Below are 13935 nucleotides of genomic sequence, written 5' to 3'. Positions count from 1 at the left end.
CGATGGTTGAGCAAACTCTACATTAAACTGAGGGAAGTTTCGGGGGGCAGGTCAGGTTCTACAACTCTGAGCGGCCCCACACGGCTCTCGACAAACGATCCCCTGATGACGCATTCTTCGACACAGCACGAACCCAGAAGGCGGCATGAAACCAACCCGATTACATCTTAGCTGAGCCACAAACCTGTCCGAATTAGTAGGACCACTTCAGTTCAAACCATTTGCGACCATGTCCTTAATGTTTGTATTTATCTTTTTTGAAGGATCACCAAGGTGGTTGCAGAGGTTTTCTAGAGCTAACCTCAAAAGTGCGGCTGCGCCGCGCGGCGATTGTTGAGCAATAAGTGCTGCTTCTTCATAGTCTAGTTTAACTCCGTCAGGCATGTCATCGGTTGGCGATGGAGCGGCAGTAACTAAAGGGTAATTACATTTTCCAAGAAGCCAAAAGCTAAGCTTGTCGCATCGAACGCATTGAGCGACGTGAGCGCCAAGCAATTCATCGGAATATGTTTGATCAGTGCTTCCTATCTCAAAAGCTGTATGTGTTGATGCTTTCTCAAAGCTAATATGTACGAGATTTCTGCCGACTAAAAGAAAAGCCGCGCTTCGCAATGTGCAGAGCGCGGCTTTTGAATGTCTTGTTTGGAGGGAGAGCTTAACCCTTCACAGCACCTGCGGTCAGGCCAGAAACGATCTGGCGTTGGAAGACCAAGATCATCACGAACAAGGGCGCAGTCACGGACACAACCGCAGAAACCGCGAACATCACGTTGCCTTTGGTTTGGGTCGTGCCAAGGAAGCTGCCGATCTTGGGGATCATTGTTTGATTTTCTTGGTTCAGCAGCAAGGTCGTGACCGCGAAGTCGTTATAGGCCAGCAGGAATGAGAACAGGCCAGTGGTGATCACGCCGGGCCACATGACTGGAACGATCACATGGCGAAACGCTTGGAAGCGGTTGCAACCATCGACCATAGCGCTTTCATCCAGATCCTGCGGGATGTTCTTGAAGAACGAATGCAGCATCCAGAGCGTAAAGGGCTGATTGATCGCAATAAGAACGACAATTGCGGTGGGCAGGTGGCCCCACATGTTGAACTCGAAGAACACAGGCAAGTAGCCGGAGACGAGCGTGATTTGCGGCAGTGCGCGAAAGACCAGTGCAATGATCAGAAACCAGAATGCGTATTTGTAGGGCGAGCGTGACAGCGCGTAGCCGCCAAGCGTGCCGAGTGTCAGCGAGATCGTCACAACGAACAAGCATACCAGTGCAGAGTTCCACGCCGCGCGCCAGAATTCTTCCTCAACCCATGCGCCGTAATACCCATTGCCTGTAAACTGACCACCGGTTTCGACTTGGGTCAATTCACCTGTTAGGGCTGCGGCCCAGTTGGCTTTGGAAAAGAAGTCGCCCTCAACTTTGAAAGAGCCCCAAAGTGTCCATAAGAACGGGAAGGCGGCGAGAACAACCCAAACGCCCAACACGACAGTGATGAAAATCGTCAAAGGAACGGGTTTTTGATGCGCTTTGCTTGCCATGTCTTATTTCCGTCCAAAGTCGCGCCATGTGCGGATCAGCACAGGCGTCAGGAGTATGGTAATGCCGATTACGGTCAGCACAGATGTCGCCGCCGCAGAGGACAGCTGACGGGTTTCGCCGCCAAGGTCATTGAAGATCGCCCAACTTAGCGAGGTCGCATGCGCAGAAGCAGAGAAACTGATAATCGGCTCGAACACGCGGAAATTATCCATCAACTGCATCAACGCGATGAAGGTGGTGAGCGGCAGCAAATGCGGCACAACAACATAGCGAATGCGTTGCGCACGAGTCGCGCCGTCGATCATCGCAGCCTCAAGCGTTTCGGTGTTCACGGTTTGAAGACCCGCGTAGTAGACAATGAAAGCAAACGGGGCAGAGTGCCAGACGCCGTAAACCATCAACATGATCCACATCAACGGGGTCGATGCTTTGATGGACAGGTTCGGATCACCTGAAATATCTTGCAGCAAAGAGCCAACGATACCGCGCGCATCCACCATCCAGAACAGGATCAGAGCGCCCACAAGCGGTGTGATCATCATCGGCAAGAGCGAGACGAAAATGAGTTGGCCGCGAATGACTTTGGTGGCGCTGTTGACCGCAACGGCGATCAAGAAACCAAAGATGATGACCAAGGGTGTTACGACAAAGGTGAATGTCAGCGTAAAGGCCATGGCCTTGTAGAACGGCAGGTTCAACATGCTTGCACCAAACGCGCGCCAGCTTTGGGACGCATCCCACGCTTGGCCGACTTCGTTCACAGCCAGATGTCCGCGATCAAGATAAGTGGTGAGACCTGCAAATTGGCCCAAAGGTTTGGCCGCGCGCAGCGCTTCGGTGGCTTCTTGGTCAATTGTCGTGGATTGGCGGCACCCGAATGGGCCGCAGCTTTCAACTTCGACAATCACTTGCTCATGGGAGACGTGCAGGGATTGTATGACAATCGACACCATGGGCAGGAAAATAAAGAGCAGCATGGCAAGGGCGGAGGGCAGGACAAACCAGAAGAATGTTTTATGCTTCATCGCTGGAGAACCTTTATGGGGCCGCTTTGGCTGCTTAAATGTTAGGAGAGAGGGTAGAGGGGCAGGTGTGCCGCCCCCCTACAAAGTGTCAGGTTCGCTCAGTGTTTACTGAAGGAAGCCTTTTTCTTTCGCCGCTGCCGTGTAGGCCGCTTCGATGTCCATCAACGCTTGCTCTGCGCTTTCTTTGCCTTGCAGGAAGTCAGCGATGTTGTCGCCAAGTGCTGTGTGCAAAAGACCCATGAATGGGAGCATTGGATAAGGCTCTGCCTGCATGCTGATCGCCGCGAAGACGCCGTCATTGACAGGTGCCGGCGTGTAGCCGTCGATCATCCAAACCGCCTGAGACATTGTCTCGTCGTTCAGAATGCTTGGGCTGATGCCATTTTTCATCGCAAGGAACGTGGCTTCCGCGTCTGCGTCAGAAATGTTCTTGGCGATAGACCAACCGTCCCACCAGAGCGTTGTCGCGGGCATAGAGCCGCCAGCGACAGTCAAAGGTGCGCCGACTTTGATGTTTTCATAGACCATGGCTTCTGCGCCTTCGTCATCCATCAAAGAACCCGCGCGCGAGCCCCACATGTTCAACATCATCACGTTGCCCGCTTCCACTTCCGCGTTTGTCGCGTTGGAATCGTGCGTGAGGTAGTCAGGGTTCATATACGCTGTCAGCGACTTCATCATCTCAAGCGTCGCAGCACCTTGTGCGTTGTTGACAGACACTTCGGCAGAGCCCGGCTTGAAGAACTCGCCGCCGTGGCCGATGTACATGTTCACGAACTCTTGCGCGAGGTTCCAGCCAGCTTTGTAGGCACCACCGATCGGGTTCTCTGCTACGCCCATGGAGCGCATTTTCTCAGCCGCTGCGAGCATGTCTTCGTATGTCGCGGGAACGTCCATGCCGATTTTCTCAAGAGCGTCCGCACGGTATGTAAGCGTCTGTGCGTTCGCCATAAAGGCCACCGCGTAGATTTTGCCGTCGATTGTAATCAACTGGTTCTTTGGGATGTCAGCGCCGTGTGCCGCGACAAGTTCGTCAAGTGGGCGCACAACGTCTTCGTTGATCAATGCAACGACGGAAGAGTTGGCGATGATCGCTGTTGTGTACTCGGCAGGGTCGCCGGACATGCCAGCGACGTTGATCTGCTGGTGATCCGCGGTGAGGTTGGATTTTACATCCAAACCTTCGCAAGCTGCAGCGCCTGCTGCAACTGTCTGGATCGCTGGGAATTCGTTGCCGACGATGCTGACGCGGCCTGCGTCAACGCCGCAAGATGCCATTGCGGTTGTGCCGCTCAGAACGGCGAATGCCGTCGTTGCAGCGAAATTTTTCCAAGAATACATGGTTCAAGAACCTCCGTGTGTGTTGTGTGGCCTGCTTTTCGAGCCGCTTGTTCTTATCTTATGACGCTTAGCTGTCGAATCGCCAACCAGATGCATACGATTGCAAAATTATGTCATGATTCGAGAAGCACGCAAGGAATAATTGAGGAAATATCGCACGAAAGGTAAGCAAACAAAGGCTTGCACGATCAATCGATTCGCGCTTAAGGTTTGTGCATTCGTATGCAAAAAGGGAAGTCCCAATGGCCGAAATTCAGCTGCGCAACCTTTCGAAACGCTGGGGCGATTTTGTAGGGGTTCACGATTTTGACCTGACGATAGCCGATCAGGAATTCCTTGTTCTTCTTGGACCTTCGGGGTGCGGCAAAACCACGACGATGCGGATGATCGCAGGTCTTGAGGATGCCTCAGGCGGCGATATTTTGGTCGACGGGGTGCGTGTGAACGACTTTGATCCCAAAGACCGCGACGTGGCGATGGTGTTCCAAAGTTACGCGCTTTACCCCAACATGGACGTATACGAAAACATCCGCTTTCCTTTAAAGGTTCGCAAATCCGATCCGGCCGAGCATGACGAACGTGTGCGACGCGCTGCCGAGATGGTCGAACTCACAGAATTCTTGCACCGCCGTCCCGCTGAATTGTCTGGTGGTCAGCGCCAGCGTGTCGCTTTGGCCCGTGCGATTGTGCGCCGCCCGAACGTATTCTTGATGGATGAGCCGCTCTCGAATTTGGACGCCAAACTGCGGGTGTCTACCCGCGCGCAGATCAAGAACCTCTCGCACGAGCTGAAGGTAACGACAGTCTACGTGACCCACGACCAGATCGAGGCGATGACCCTCGCGGACCGTGTTGTGGTGATGTTCAAAGGTGTCGTTCAACAGGTGGCAACACCCACGGAAATTTATGACCGCCCTGCGAATACCTTCGTGGCCAGCTTTATCGGAAATCCAGCGATGAACTTGCTGGAAGGGCAGCTCAAAGACGGCGTGTTCACGACGACCGACGTCTCTATCCCGGGGATCAAAGGGCCAAACGGGCCGATTACCTTGGGTTTCCGCGCAGAGGATGCGAGCCTAGCTGAAACAGGCCAGATCACTGCGCCGATCTATTCGCTGGAATTGCTGGGTGACGCCACGATGATCACCGTGCGCATCAATGGTGCGCTGGTGTCGATTAAAGCGGACAAGAGTTTCCGTGCAGAGATTGGCGACATGATCACAGGCGCAATGCCTGCCGACATTTGCCATTTGTTTGACGCTGAATCAGGCGAGCGTCTTGACTAAAGACAGCCGCCTTTGACGATTTTGACAGGATAGACCCAATGACGATCACAGTTTTGAAAGCCGGAAAGCCCGAAGCCGAGCGCGCAGAAGATGACGCAAAAGTGCGTGGCGTCGTGGAAGATACGCTCAAGGATATCGAAACGCGCGGCGATGCGGCTGTGCGCGATCTAAGCGCGAAATTCGACAAATACGAGCCGGAGAGCTTTCGTCTAAGCACTTCGGAAATTGAAGCCGCGATGAGCAAAGTCTCTGCGCGCGATATGGAAGATATCAAATTTGCGCAGGTGCAAATCCGCCGTTTCGCCGAAGCGCAGCGCGCGTCCATGACGGATATCGAGGTGGAAACGATGCCTGGTGTTGTGCTGGGCCATAAGAATATTCCTGTGCAATCAGTGGGTTGTTACGTGCCGGGCGGCAAGTTTCCGATGGTTGCCTCCGCGCACATGTCGGTGCTGACGGCCAATGTGGCAGGCGTGCCGCGCATCATCGCATCCGCCCCGCCGATGAATGGCGCGCCGCATCCTGCAATCGTTGCGGCGATGCAAATGGGGGGTGCGCACGAGATTTACGTAATGGGCGGTATGCAAGCGGTCGGCGCGATGGCGATTGGCACACAAACGATTAAGCCTGTCGATATGCTTGTTGGTCCGGGCAACGCCTTTGTAGCGGAAGCGAAGCGTCAGTTGTTCGGGCGTGTCGGCATTGATCTGTTCGCGGGTCCGACTGAAACGATGGTGATCGCGGACGACACAGTGGATGCTGAAATGTGCGCGACGGATTTGTTGGGGCAGGCGGAGCATGGCTACAACTCGCCCGCAGTTTTGCTGACGAATTCGCGCAAACTGGCGGAAGAAACGCTGGTCGAGATTGAGCGCATCTTGGAAATTCTCCCGACCAAGGAAACCGCGCGCACGAGTTGGGAAGACTACGGCGAAGTGATTCTTTGCGACACCTATGATGAGATGCTGACAGTCGCGAATGGTATCGCCTCAGAGCATGTTCAGGTGATGACGGACCGCGATGATTGGTTCTTGGAGAACATGCATTCTTACGGTGCTTTGTTCCTTGGACCGCGCACGAACGTGGCCAATGGCGACAAGGTGATCGGAACGAACCACACGCTACCAACGAAGAAAGCAGGGCGCTATACAGGTGGCCTTTGGGTTGGTAAGTTCCTGAAAACGCATAGCTATCAGCGCGTAACAACAGATGAAGCTGCGGCAGAAATTGGGGCCTATGGGTCGCGCCTTTGTATGCTTGAGGGCTTTGTCGGTCATGCAGAGCAATGTAATCTGCGTGTGCGTCGCTATGGCGGCAAGAACGTGCCTTATGGGACGGCGGCAGAATGACACCTGATGCGCTCAAATCGCTGATCAAGCCGTTTCAAACGGCGATGTTTGATGTTGAAGAAGCATCCGCGCGCGCGGTCTTGAACAATCTGTTCGCGCCGGATGCAACGCTGCATATGTGCTACCCGTTTGGCGATCTGAGCGGACCTGATGCGCTTTGGGAGACCTGCATCGGACCGCTGCACGCGGCCATGCCCGACCTTGAGCGTCGCGATATGATTGTGCTTGCGGGTACCACGCCTGAAGGGCGCGACTGGATTGGATGCATGGGCAATTACATGGGCACGTTTGTCGCGCCTTTCATGGAAATCCCGCCGACAGGGCATCTGGCGCATATGCGCTATCACGAGTTTTATCAGGTTGAGAATGGCAAGATTATCCAGATGCAAGCGATTTGGGATATGCCCGAATTGATGATGCAAGCGGGGGCTTGGCCCATGGCACCGCAGCTGGGCAAATTTCTGTGTACTCCAGCCCCGATGAGCGGGGATGGCCTGAGCGTCACAGGCGATGGGCAAGCCACGATGGATCATGTGATCGCCATGCTTACCGCGCTTTGCAAATATCCCAGCGATCCTGATCCTGCGGTAATGGAGCTGGAAAAATTCTGGCATCCGCGTTTCAACTGGTACGGCCCTGCGGGTATCGGCACAGGGCGCGGCATTTCAGGGTTTCGCAATTGGCACCAAATTCCGTTCCTGCGCGGCATGCCGGATCGCAAACTGGATGCGATGGGTGATCTGATGTCGGAGTGGTTTGGACAGGGCGAATATGTCTGTGAAACAGGCTGGCCAAATATGCGTCTGACGATCTCGGATGACGGTTGGATGGGCATCGCGCCTGCGGGCAAAGAGGTGTTTTTACGCAGTCTCGATTTCTGGCGCATGGAAAACGGTTTGATCCGCGAGAATTGGGTACTGGTTGATCTGCTTGATCTCTATGCGCAAGTTGGTGTCGATGTTTTTGCGCGCCTTCGAGAGTTCAATAAAGTGCGCAACTTGGGCGCTTTGTCTATCCCGAGCGGCATGACCCGATGATGACTGCCAAGGCGACATCGCTTGACGTTGCGCGCCTTGCTGGGGTGAGCCAATCTGCGGTGAGCCGTGTGTTTTCTGGCGCATCAGCCTCCAAATCAACGGCTCTGAAAGTGCGCAAAGCGGCGGATGAACTCGGCTATCGTCCCAACTCGCTCGCGCGGGCGATGATAACGGGGAAAAGCCGGATTATTGGCCTCGTTGTGGCGTATCTCGACAATCAATTCTACCCAGTTGCGCTTGAACGGCTTTCGAATGCGTTGAAAGAACAAGGTTATCATATCCTCGTCTTCATGGCGGAAAACGCGCAGGACAGTATCAGTAACGTTGTTCAAGAACTTATTGATTATCAAGTGGATGGTATCATCACAGCCTCGGTTGCGATGTCGTCTGATCTAACTCAACGCTGTGCTGTGGCTGGTATTCCTGTGGTCATGTTCAACCGTGGTCAAGACGGATCCGGGCATTCTTCGATCACTTCGGCCAATGTGGAAGGGGGACGCCGCGTTGCTGATTTTCTAGCGCGCGCGGGTCACAAACGCATTGCACATATCGCGGGCTGGGAAGGCTCTTCTACTGGTCGGGATCGTCGGCGCGGGTTTATCGAAGGGCTGATGGATCATAATTTTGAACCTTTGGACGTTTTGGACGGCATGTTTGATCGCGATGTGGCGAGCCAAGCAGCACGCACCTTGATGGCGCGCGCAGATGCGCCTGACGCGATTTTTGTCGGCAATGATCATATGGCTTTTGCGGTAATGGACACACTACGGCACGAGTTGGGATGCAAAATACCTCAGGACGTTTCGGTCATCGGATACGATGATGTGCCGCTCGCTCAATGGGCTGCCTATGATCTAACCACCTTGCGCCAGCCTGTGCGGCGCATGGTAGAGGCGACTGTCGAAACGCTGATCGGCAAGATTGAAGACCCAGAGAGACCTGCCCAAAAGATTGAAATCGACGGACCGCTTATTGCACGCGGCTCTGCGCGAAAACCCGAAGGGTGGACGCAGTGAAGGGGTTTGATGAGCGCTGGAAAGATTTTCCAGATTATATTTTGGGCGTCACCAAAGAAATATGGGAAGACCGCAACATCGCTGCGCTGAAACAGTATTATGCGGACGGCATTTACGTGCGCTCCCCTGCGTCTTTCGTCAAAGGCAATCGCGATGTGATTGGCGCAACCATGGCGACGTTGAATGAGTTTCCCGATCGCCGCTTGCTGGGTGAAGACGTAATTTGGTGCGGCACGCCAGAGACGGGGATGCTCTCTTCTCATCGGCTTCTGTCTACAGCGACACATCTTGGCGAAGGCGTTTACGGTGAAGCGACAGGTAAGCAGGTGCGCTACCGCATCCTTGCGGATTGCCATGCGATCAACAACCAGATTAACGATGAATGGCTGGTGCGCGATCAAGGCGCGATTGTGCGTCAGATGGGGTGGGACGCAAAGCAATATGCTGTTGATCTGATCGAACGCGAGGGCGGGCCAGAGGCGTGTGTCCAACCGTTTCATCCTGATCTGGATGAACAGGGGCCTTATCGTGGTCGCGGCAATGATAGTGTCTGGGGCAACGCATTCGCCCATATCCTAAGCGAGATTATGGACGCGAACCTCGCGATTATCCCGCAGCACTATGATCGCGCGGTGACTGGCTATTTTCCTGGTGGACAAGAACTTAGTTCGACCGATGGCGTTGATAGCTTTTGGATGGGCCTACGCGCGGCGTTTCCGTCTGCGACGTTCCAGATTGAACACTTGATGGGCCGTGAAGACCCTCTCATGCCTGCGCGTGCAGCACTGCGCTGGAGCTTGACGGGCAAGCATGATGGTTCGGGCGTCCAACGGGTGCAGAGGTGCACGTCATGGGGATTTCACACGCGGAGTTCGGCCCTTGGGGGCTGCGTCGCGAGTACACGCTTTTTGATGAAACAGCGATCTGGAAGCAGATTGCTCTGAAGACTGGTTAAAGGACGATCGCCATGAAGGGCTTTTCTAACCGCTGGAAAGATTTCCCAGACTATATTCTTGGAATCACGCATGAAATCTGGGAAGAGCGTCAGTTGCGCACGCTTGACCACTACTATGCTGAGAACATTCCAATGCGTTTTCCGTCAGGTTTGGCGCAGGGAAATGCAGGTGTCATAGATGGCACCATGGCGACTTTGGCAGAGTTTCCAGACCGCCAACTCAAGGGCGAAGACGTGATTTGGTCTGGCGATGAAGAGGTCGGGTATCTTTCGTCCCACCGTATTCTGACCACGGGCACACATCTTGGAAATGGCGCGTTCGGCGAAGCGACAGGCCAGAAATTTATCATCCGTGCGATTGCCGATTGTGCTGCAAAGGAAGACACAATTTATGATGAATGGCTTATCCGCGATGTTGCAGGTTTGGCCGAACAACTTGGCTGGGATCCGCAGGAATACGCCGCCGAAATGATCCGCCGCGAGGGCGGGCCTGAGAATTGCGTGCGTCCTTTCACGCCAGATCAAGACGTAGATGGCGGCTATCATGGGCGCGGCAACGACAACATTTGGGGCGAGCGTTACGCAGGCATTCTCACGGACATCATGGACAAGCGCATGGAAACAATCCGCACGCGTTATGACCGCGCGTGTTCGCTGGGCTATCCGCGCGTGATGTTTGATCATGGCTGGGACGCTGCTGAACTGTTCTGGCTTGGCCTGCGGTCTTCTTTTCCCACGGCAAAGTTCGAAATTCACCACCAAATTGGCCGTGAAGATCCGATGATGCCGCCCCGTTCCGCGATCCGCTGGTCGCTGACAGGCACGCACTCCGGCTTTGGCACATTTGGCACGCCGACTGGTGCTGATGTTCATATCATGGGAATGAGCCATGCAGAATTCGGCCCGTTTGGTCACCCCGACGGCACGATCCGACGCGAGTTCGCTTTGATCGACGAAGTTGCTGTTTGGAAACAGATTTTAATGCATACAGGAGACATCTGATGACCCCTCAAGAGATGGAAAAGCGCATTGTGCGTTACGGCGATCTGATGCCCTGTAAGACAGCGTTCATCGACGCGCACACACCCGGCTCGGATCAGAAAGAAAACTTTACGATCATCGGTGGCGGTGTATCAGAAAGCCCTGATCAGCACGTGCATATCGGCATTCCGCATGGCTTCAACATTGGCGCAGCAGGCCAACCGCCCAAGTGTCGCAACTCGTTGCATTCTCACCGCACGGCTGAGGTGTTTTTCGTTCTCAAAGGGCGCTGGCGTTTCTTTTGGGGCCGTTGGGGCGATGCGGGTGAAGTGCTGCTGGAAGAGGGCGATGTCATCAACATCCCAACGGGTATTTTCCGTGGATTCGAGAATGTCGGGACCGATTATGGAATGATCATGGCTGTTCTTGGCGGCGATGATGCGGGCGGCGGTGTGATTTGGGCACCGCAAGTGATTGAAGATGCAAAAGATCACGGTTTGGTTCTGGGCGACAATGGTTCACTCTATGACACCAAAAAGGGTGCCGTTTTACCTTTGGGTGTGAAGCCGATGCCGGTGCTCACGGACGAAGAGTTGAAAACCTATCCAGAGCCGACATCGGCCGAAGTCACACCGCATTATGTGGCGCGCTATTGGGACCTTATGTCTTTGGCGGATCGCACGCCAGCCAAGGTGATTGGCGAGAATGGCAAGCTGAAAGACAAGCCCGGTTTCGAGGTGGATTTCATTGCGCGTGGGTCTGCGTCAGAAGAGATGCACAGCCATGACAAACCTTCTGTGCTGATGCCTATGCGCGGCCATTGGCGCGTCGAGTGGGACGGCGGTTCAGCCATCCTTGCCCCCGGCGATACGATGAGCATGCCTGAAAATATCAAACACCGCGCAATGCCATCCATGACGGGCGAAGCGTCTCTCTATCATGTAGTTGCGACGGGTGATTCTGCTGGCCCGACTTGGACTGCGTGAACAGATAATAAGGACTAACAAAATGAGTAAGATTCTAACGACACATGTTGGCTCGCTCCCACGCGCGCAAGAGGTGGTCGATTTCATCTTCGCGCGCGAGCATGGCGAGGACTACGACACGGCCGCTTTTGACGCCTGCATGACCAAAGCTGTCTCTGAAACCGTGCGCAAACAGGTCGAAGCTGGCATTGATATAGTCGCGGACGGCGAGACCTCAAAAATCAGCTACGCGACTTATGTGAAGGATCGCTACACAGGCTTTTCTGGCGACAGTGATCGCAACGCACCGGGTGATCTAAAGCTCTTTCCTAAGTTCCTTGAGCGGCTCGCAGATGATGGCGGCACGCCGCAATACGCACGGCCCAAATGCGTGGACGAGGTCAAATCCAAAGGCCAAGGCGAGTTGGAGAAAGACATCGCCAACCTCAAAGCAGGCATGGCGGAGCACGGCGCAGAGCATGGCTTTATGAACGCCGCATCCCCCGGTGTTATCTCTCTGTTTTTGCAGAACGATTTCTACAAGAACCGCGAAGCGTACTTGGCCGCTTTGGCTGATGTTATGAAGACGGAGTACGAAACGATTGTGGCTGCTGGCCTTGATTTGCAACTCGATTGCCCTGATCTCGCGCTGAGCCGTCACATGCTGTTCATGGACCTGTCAGACGAAGAATTCCTGAAGATCGCACAGAGCCACGTAGAGGCGTTGAACCATGCTCTTAGCGATATTCCGGCGGAAAAAGTGCGCCTACACATCTGCTGGGGCAACTATGAAGGTCCGCATGTGTGCGATATCCCGATGGCAAAAATGTTTGACACGTTGATGTCTGTGAAGCCAAGCAAAGTGCTGTTTGAGACGTCGAATCCGCGTCATGGGCATGAGTGGGCAGTGTTCCGTGATCGCAAAGCGGATATTCCCGACAATAAGATCCTTGTTCCCGGTGTGGTCGATTCCACGACCAACTTTGTCGAGCATCCTGAACTGGTGGCGCAGCGCATTGAGCGTTTCAAAGATATCGTTGGCTCCGAGCGCGTAATCGCTGGATCAGATTGCGGTTTCGGCACATTCGCAGGCTTCGGCGCAGTTGATCCTGATATCGCTTACGCCAAGCTAAAGGCGCTCAGCGACGGAGCGGCGCTCACATGATTGACGCAGCCCTCCTGAAACTGTTGCGCAGCGTTGATACGCCAAGCGTGTGTAATGCCATAGAAGTCGCCCAAGGAAAGCGCGGCTTTAACGGCTTCTCGCGCGGCACGATGTTAGCGTCAGCCCCATCAGAAGTCATGGCAGGCTACGCTGTGACCGCGAAGATCAAAGCGCTTGCGCCGCCTGATGAAGCGCCGGACGTAATCCGGGCGCGCCGCATGGCCTATTACAAATCGATGGCGGAGGGGCCAAAACCCTCGATCGCTGTGGTCGAGGACGAAGATTTTCCCCACTGCATCGGTGCTTACTGGGGCGAGGTGAATACGACGGTTCACAAAGGTTTCGGCATGAACGGCGCGCTGACCAATGGTGTGATGCGTGACTTGGGCGATATGGCCCCGAGCTTTCCTGTTGTTGCAGGGTCTATCGGGCCGAGCCACGGGTTCGTGCATGTTACAGAGCTTGGCACGCCTGTTACGATCTTTGGCCTAACCGTCGCACAAGGTGATTTCGTGCATGCGGATCGTCATGGTGCCGTCGTTGTCCCAACGGATGTTTTGCCGAAACTTGGTGATGCTTTGGCGAAAATGTTCGAGACGGAAAAACTTGTTCTAGAGCCCGCGCGCCAAGAGGGTTTCGACTTTGAAGCGTTCGAAAAAGCGTGGAGTGCCTTCGAGAAAGCGCGCACCTAAAATCTTGAAAGCCTCGTAAATACGCGCGGCTTTCGCTCAGATGTTGCAATTTTGGTGTCTAATAGCCTCAATACAGCCGCATTGTTGCAGGAATTTGCGATCAACGTTTTCGGAGATCGCCATGGACTTCCTGCTTCAAATTTATCAATCCGTATACACCAGTTTCACTGATTTGAACTCGCGTTTGGCCTTTTTTTACTTGGCCCTCACGGTGCTGATCGTTGCATTTTTGTGGATCATGCGCGGGCGTCCAGGCAGTTTCGTGTCCTACCTTCTGCCCAAAGAGGTCTATCTGCACAAATCCAATCTCGTCGATATCAAAATCTTTCTGTTCAACAGCTTCCTCTCTGTCCTCGGCCTTTTTACCGTCGTGACGATGACGCCTTTGATACTTGAGATACTTAGTGTAACTCTCCACGAACGACCGAGGCTTAGCTGTTTGTAGCGGTTATCACTGATATTATAACGACCATCATACAGCTTTATTCTGCCTGATTTTACATCGAGGTTCAGAGTGCCGAGCATGATAGTGAAGTGGTCCGGCAAAACTGGACAGCGTGCTAAGATGTATCCAACCTTGAAGAC

The 13935-nt window shown here is 54.1% G+C and carries 13 protein-coding genes and 1 pseudogene; 10 read left to right on the top strand and 4 right to left on the bottom strand.

Features of this window, described 5'->3' with window-relative positions; genetic code table 11:
• Positions 1-207 precede the first annotated feature (207 nt).
• From PFRI_RS22015 to PFRI_RS20240, 4 genes are all read right to left on the bottom strand, one after another.
• On the bottom strand, positions 208-384 hold the full coding sequence (locus PFRI_RS22015; RefSeq protein WP_084649789.1) for a DUF4145 domain-containing protein: 177 nt from the start codon (positions 382-384) through the stop codon (positions 208-210).
• 271 nt (positions 385-655) lie between these two features.
• Positions 656-1537 carry a carbohydrate ABC transporter permease gene (locus tag PFRI_RS20250; RefSeq protein WP_072632512.1) on the bottom strand — a complete coding sequence of 294 codons (882 nt, stop codon included), beginning with the start codon at positions 1535-1537 and terminating at the stop codon, positions 656-658.
• A 3-nt stretch (positions 1538-1540) separates the two neighbouring features.
• On the bottom strand, positions 1541-2563 hold the full coding sequence (locus PFRI_RS20245; protein ID WP_072632511.1) for a carbohydrate ABC transporter permease: 1023 nt from the start codon (positions 2561-2563) through the stop codon (positions 1541-1543).
• Between the two features lie 105 nt (positions 2564-2668).
• The gene (locus tag PFRI_RS20240; protein ID WP_072632510.1) at positions 2669-3904 is read right to left on the bottom strand and encodes an ABC transporter substrate-binding protein; all 1236 of its coding nucleotides are present in this window, start codon (positions 3902-3904) and stop codon (positions 2669-2671) included.
• 242 nt (positions 3905-4146) lie between these two features.
• On the opposite strand from PFRI_RS20240, the gene PFRI_RS20235 reads away from it, so the two are divergent.
• The 10 genes and pseudogenes from PFRI_RS20235 to PFRI_RS20190 all read left to right on the top strand — a co-directional run bounded on the left by PFRI_RS20235 (position 4147) and on the right by PFRI_RS20190 (position 13795).
• A complete protein-coding gene (locus tag PFRI_RS20235) occupies positions 4147-5190 on the top strand; it encodes an ABC transporter ATP-binding protein (RefSeq protein WP_072632509.1) in 1044 nt (347 codons plus the stop codon).
• Between the two features lie 38 nt (positions 5191-5228).
• Positions 5229-6539 carry a histidinol dehydrogenase gene (gene hisD / locus PFRI_RS20230; protein ID WP_072632508.1) on the top strand — a complete coding sequence of 437 codons (1311 nt, stop codon included), beginning with the start codon at positions 5229-5231 and terminating at the stop codon, positions 6537-6539.
• Positions 6536-7576, top strand: coding sequence for an ester cyclase (locus PFRI_RS20225; RefSeq protein ID WP_072632507.1), 1041 nt, complete (start codon positions 6536-6538; stop codon positions 7574-7576). Before hisD ends, PFRI_RS20225 begins: the two co-directional genes overlap by 4 nt.
• A complete protein-coding gene (locus tag PFRI_RS20220) occupies positions 7573-8592 on the top strand; it encodes a LacI family DNA-binding transcriptional regulator (RefSeq protein WP_072632506.1) in 1020 nt (339 codons plus the stop codon). Before PFRI_RS20225 ends, PFRI_RS20220 begins: the two co-directional genes overlap by 4 nt.
• Positions 8589-9547 (top strand): annotated as a pseudogene (locus PFRI_RS20215) (nuclear transport factor 2 family protein). Before PFRI_RS20220 ends, PFRI_RS20215 begins: the two are co-directional and overlap by 4 nt.
• A gap of 12 nt (positions 9548-9559) precedes the next feature.
• The gene (locus tag PFRI_RS20210; RefSeq protein WP_072632505.1) at positions 9560-10549 is read left to right on the top strand and encodes a nuclear transport factor 2 family protein; all 990 of its coding nucleotides are present in this window, start codon (positions 9560-9562) and stop codon (positions 10547-10549) included.
• Positions 10549-11514, top strand: a complete 966-nt coding sequence (locus tag PFRI_RS20205) for a cupin domain-containing protein (RefSeq protein ID WP_072632504.1) — start codon at positions 10549-10551, stop codon at positions 11512-11514. Before PFRI_RS20210 ends, PFRI_RS20205 begins: the two co-directional genes overlap by 1 nt.
• 22 nt (positions 11515-11536) lie before the next feature.
• A complete protein-coding gene (locus PFRI_RS20200; RefSeq protein ID WP_072632503.1) occupies positions 11537-12658 on the top strand; it encodes a cobalamin-independent methionine synthase II family protein in 1122 nt (373 codons plus the stop codon).
• The gene (locus PFRI_RS20195) at positions 12655-13350 is read left to right on the top strand and encodes an RraA family protein (protein WP_072632502.1); all 696 of its coding nucleotides are present in this window, start codon (positions 12655-12657) and stop codon (positions 13348-13350) included. The genes PFRI_RS20200 and PFRI_RS20195 overlap by 4 nt, the downstream gene beginning before the upstream one ends.
• 121 nt (positions 13351-13471) lie before the next feature.
• Complete coding sequence (locus tag PFRI_RS20190; protein WP_072632501.1) at positions 13472-13795, top strand: hypothetical protein; 324 nt, start codon at positions 13472-13474, stop codon at positions 13793-13795.
• Positions 13796-13935 lie beyond the last annotated feature (140 nt).

Source organism: Planktotalea frisia (assembly GCF_001890925.1).
GTDB lineage: Bacteria > Pseudomonadota > Alphaproteobacteria > Rhodobacterales > Rhodobacteraceae > Planktotalea > Planktotalea frisia.
The sequence above is the reverse complement of the archived record's forward strand: the minus strand, read 5'-3'. Positions and strand labels throughout refer to the sequence as shown.

Coding starts and splice junctions, on each gene's coding strand:
- PFRI_RS20235 (WP_072632509.1), top strand. CDS start 4,147: ATGGCCGAAATTCAGCTGCGCAACCTTTCGAAACGCTGGGGCGATTTT.
- PFRI_RS20220 (WP_072632506.1), top strand. CDS start 7,573: ATGATGACTGCCAAGGCGACATCGCTTGACGTTGCGCGCCTTGCTGGG.
- PFRI_RS20195 (WP_072632502.1), top strand. CDS start 12,655: ATGATTGACGCAGCCCTCCTGAAACTGTTGCGCAGCGTTGATACGCCA.
- hisD (WP_072632508.1), top strand. CDS start 5,229: ATGACGATCACAGTTTTGAAAGCCGGAAAGCCCGAAGCCGAGCGCGCA.
- PFRI_RS20245 (WP_072632511.1), bottom strand. CDS start 2,563: ATGAAGCATAAAACATTCTTCTGGTTTGTCCTGCCCTCCGCCCTTGCC.
- PFRI_RS20190 (WP_072632501.1), top strand. CDS start 13,472: ATGGACTTCCTGCTTCAAATTTATCAATCCGTATACACCAGTTTCACT.
- PFRI_RS20225 (WP_072632507.1), top strand. CDS start 6,536: ATGACACCTGATGCGCTCAAATCGCTGATCAAGCCGTTTCAAACGGCG.
- PFRI_RS20200 (WP_072632503.1), top strand. CDS start 11,537: ATGAGTAAGATTCTAACGACACATGTTGGCTCGCTCCCACGCGCGCAA.
- PFRI_RS22015 (WP_084649789.1), bottom strand. CDS start 384: ATGCCTGACGGAGTTAAACTAGACTATGAAGAAGCAGCACTTATTGCT.
- PFRI_RS20205 (WP_072632504.1), top strand. CDS start 10,549: ATGACCCCTCAAGAGATGGAAAAGCGCATTGTGCGTTACGGCGATCTG.
- PFRI_RS20240 (WP_072632510.1), bottom strand. CDS start 3,904: ATGTATTCTTGGAAAAATTTCGCTGCAACGACGGCATTCGCCGTTCTG.
- PFRI_RS20210 (WP_072632505.1), top strand. CDS start 9,560: ATGAAGGGCTTTTCTAACCGCTGGAAAGATTTCCCAGACTATATTCTT.
- PFRI_RS20250 (WP_072632512.1), bottom strand. CDS start 1,537: ATGGCAAGCAAAGCGCATCAAAAACCCGTTCCTTTGACGATTTTCATC.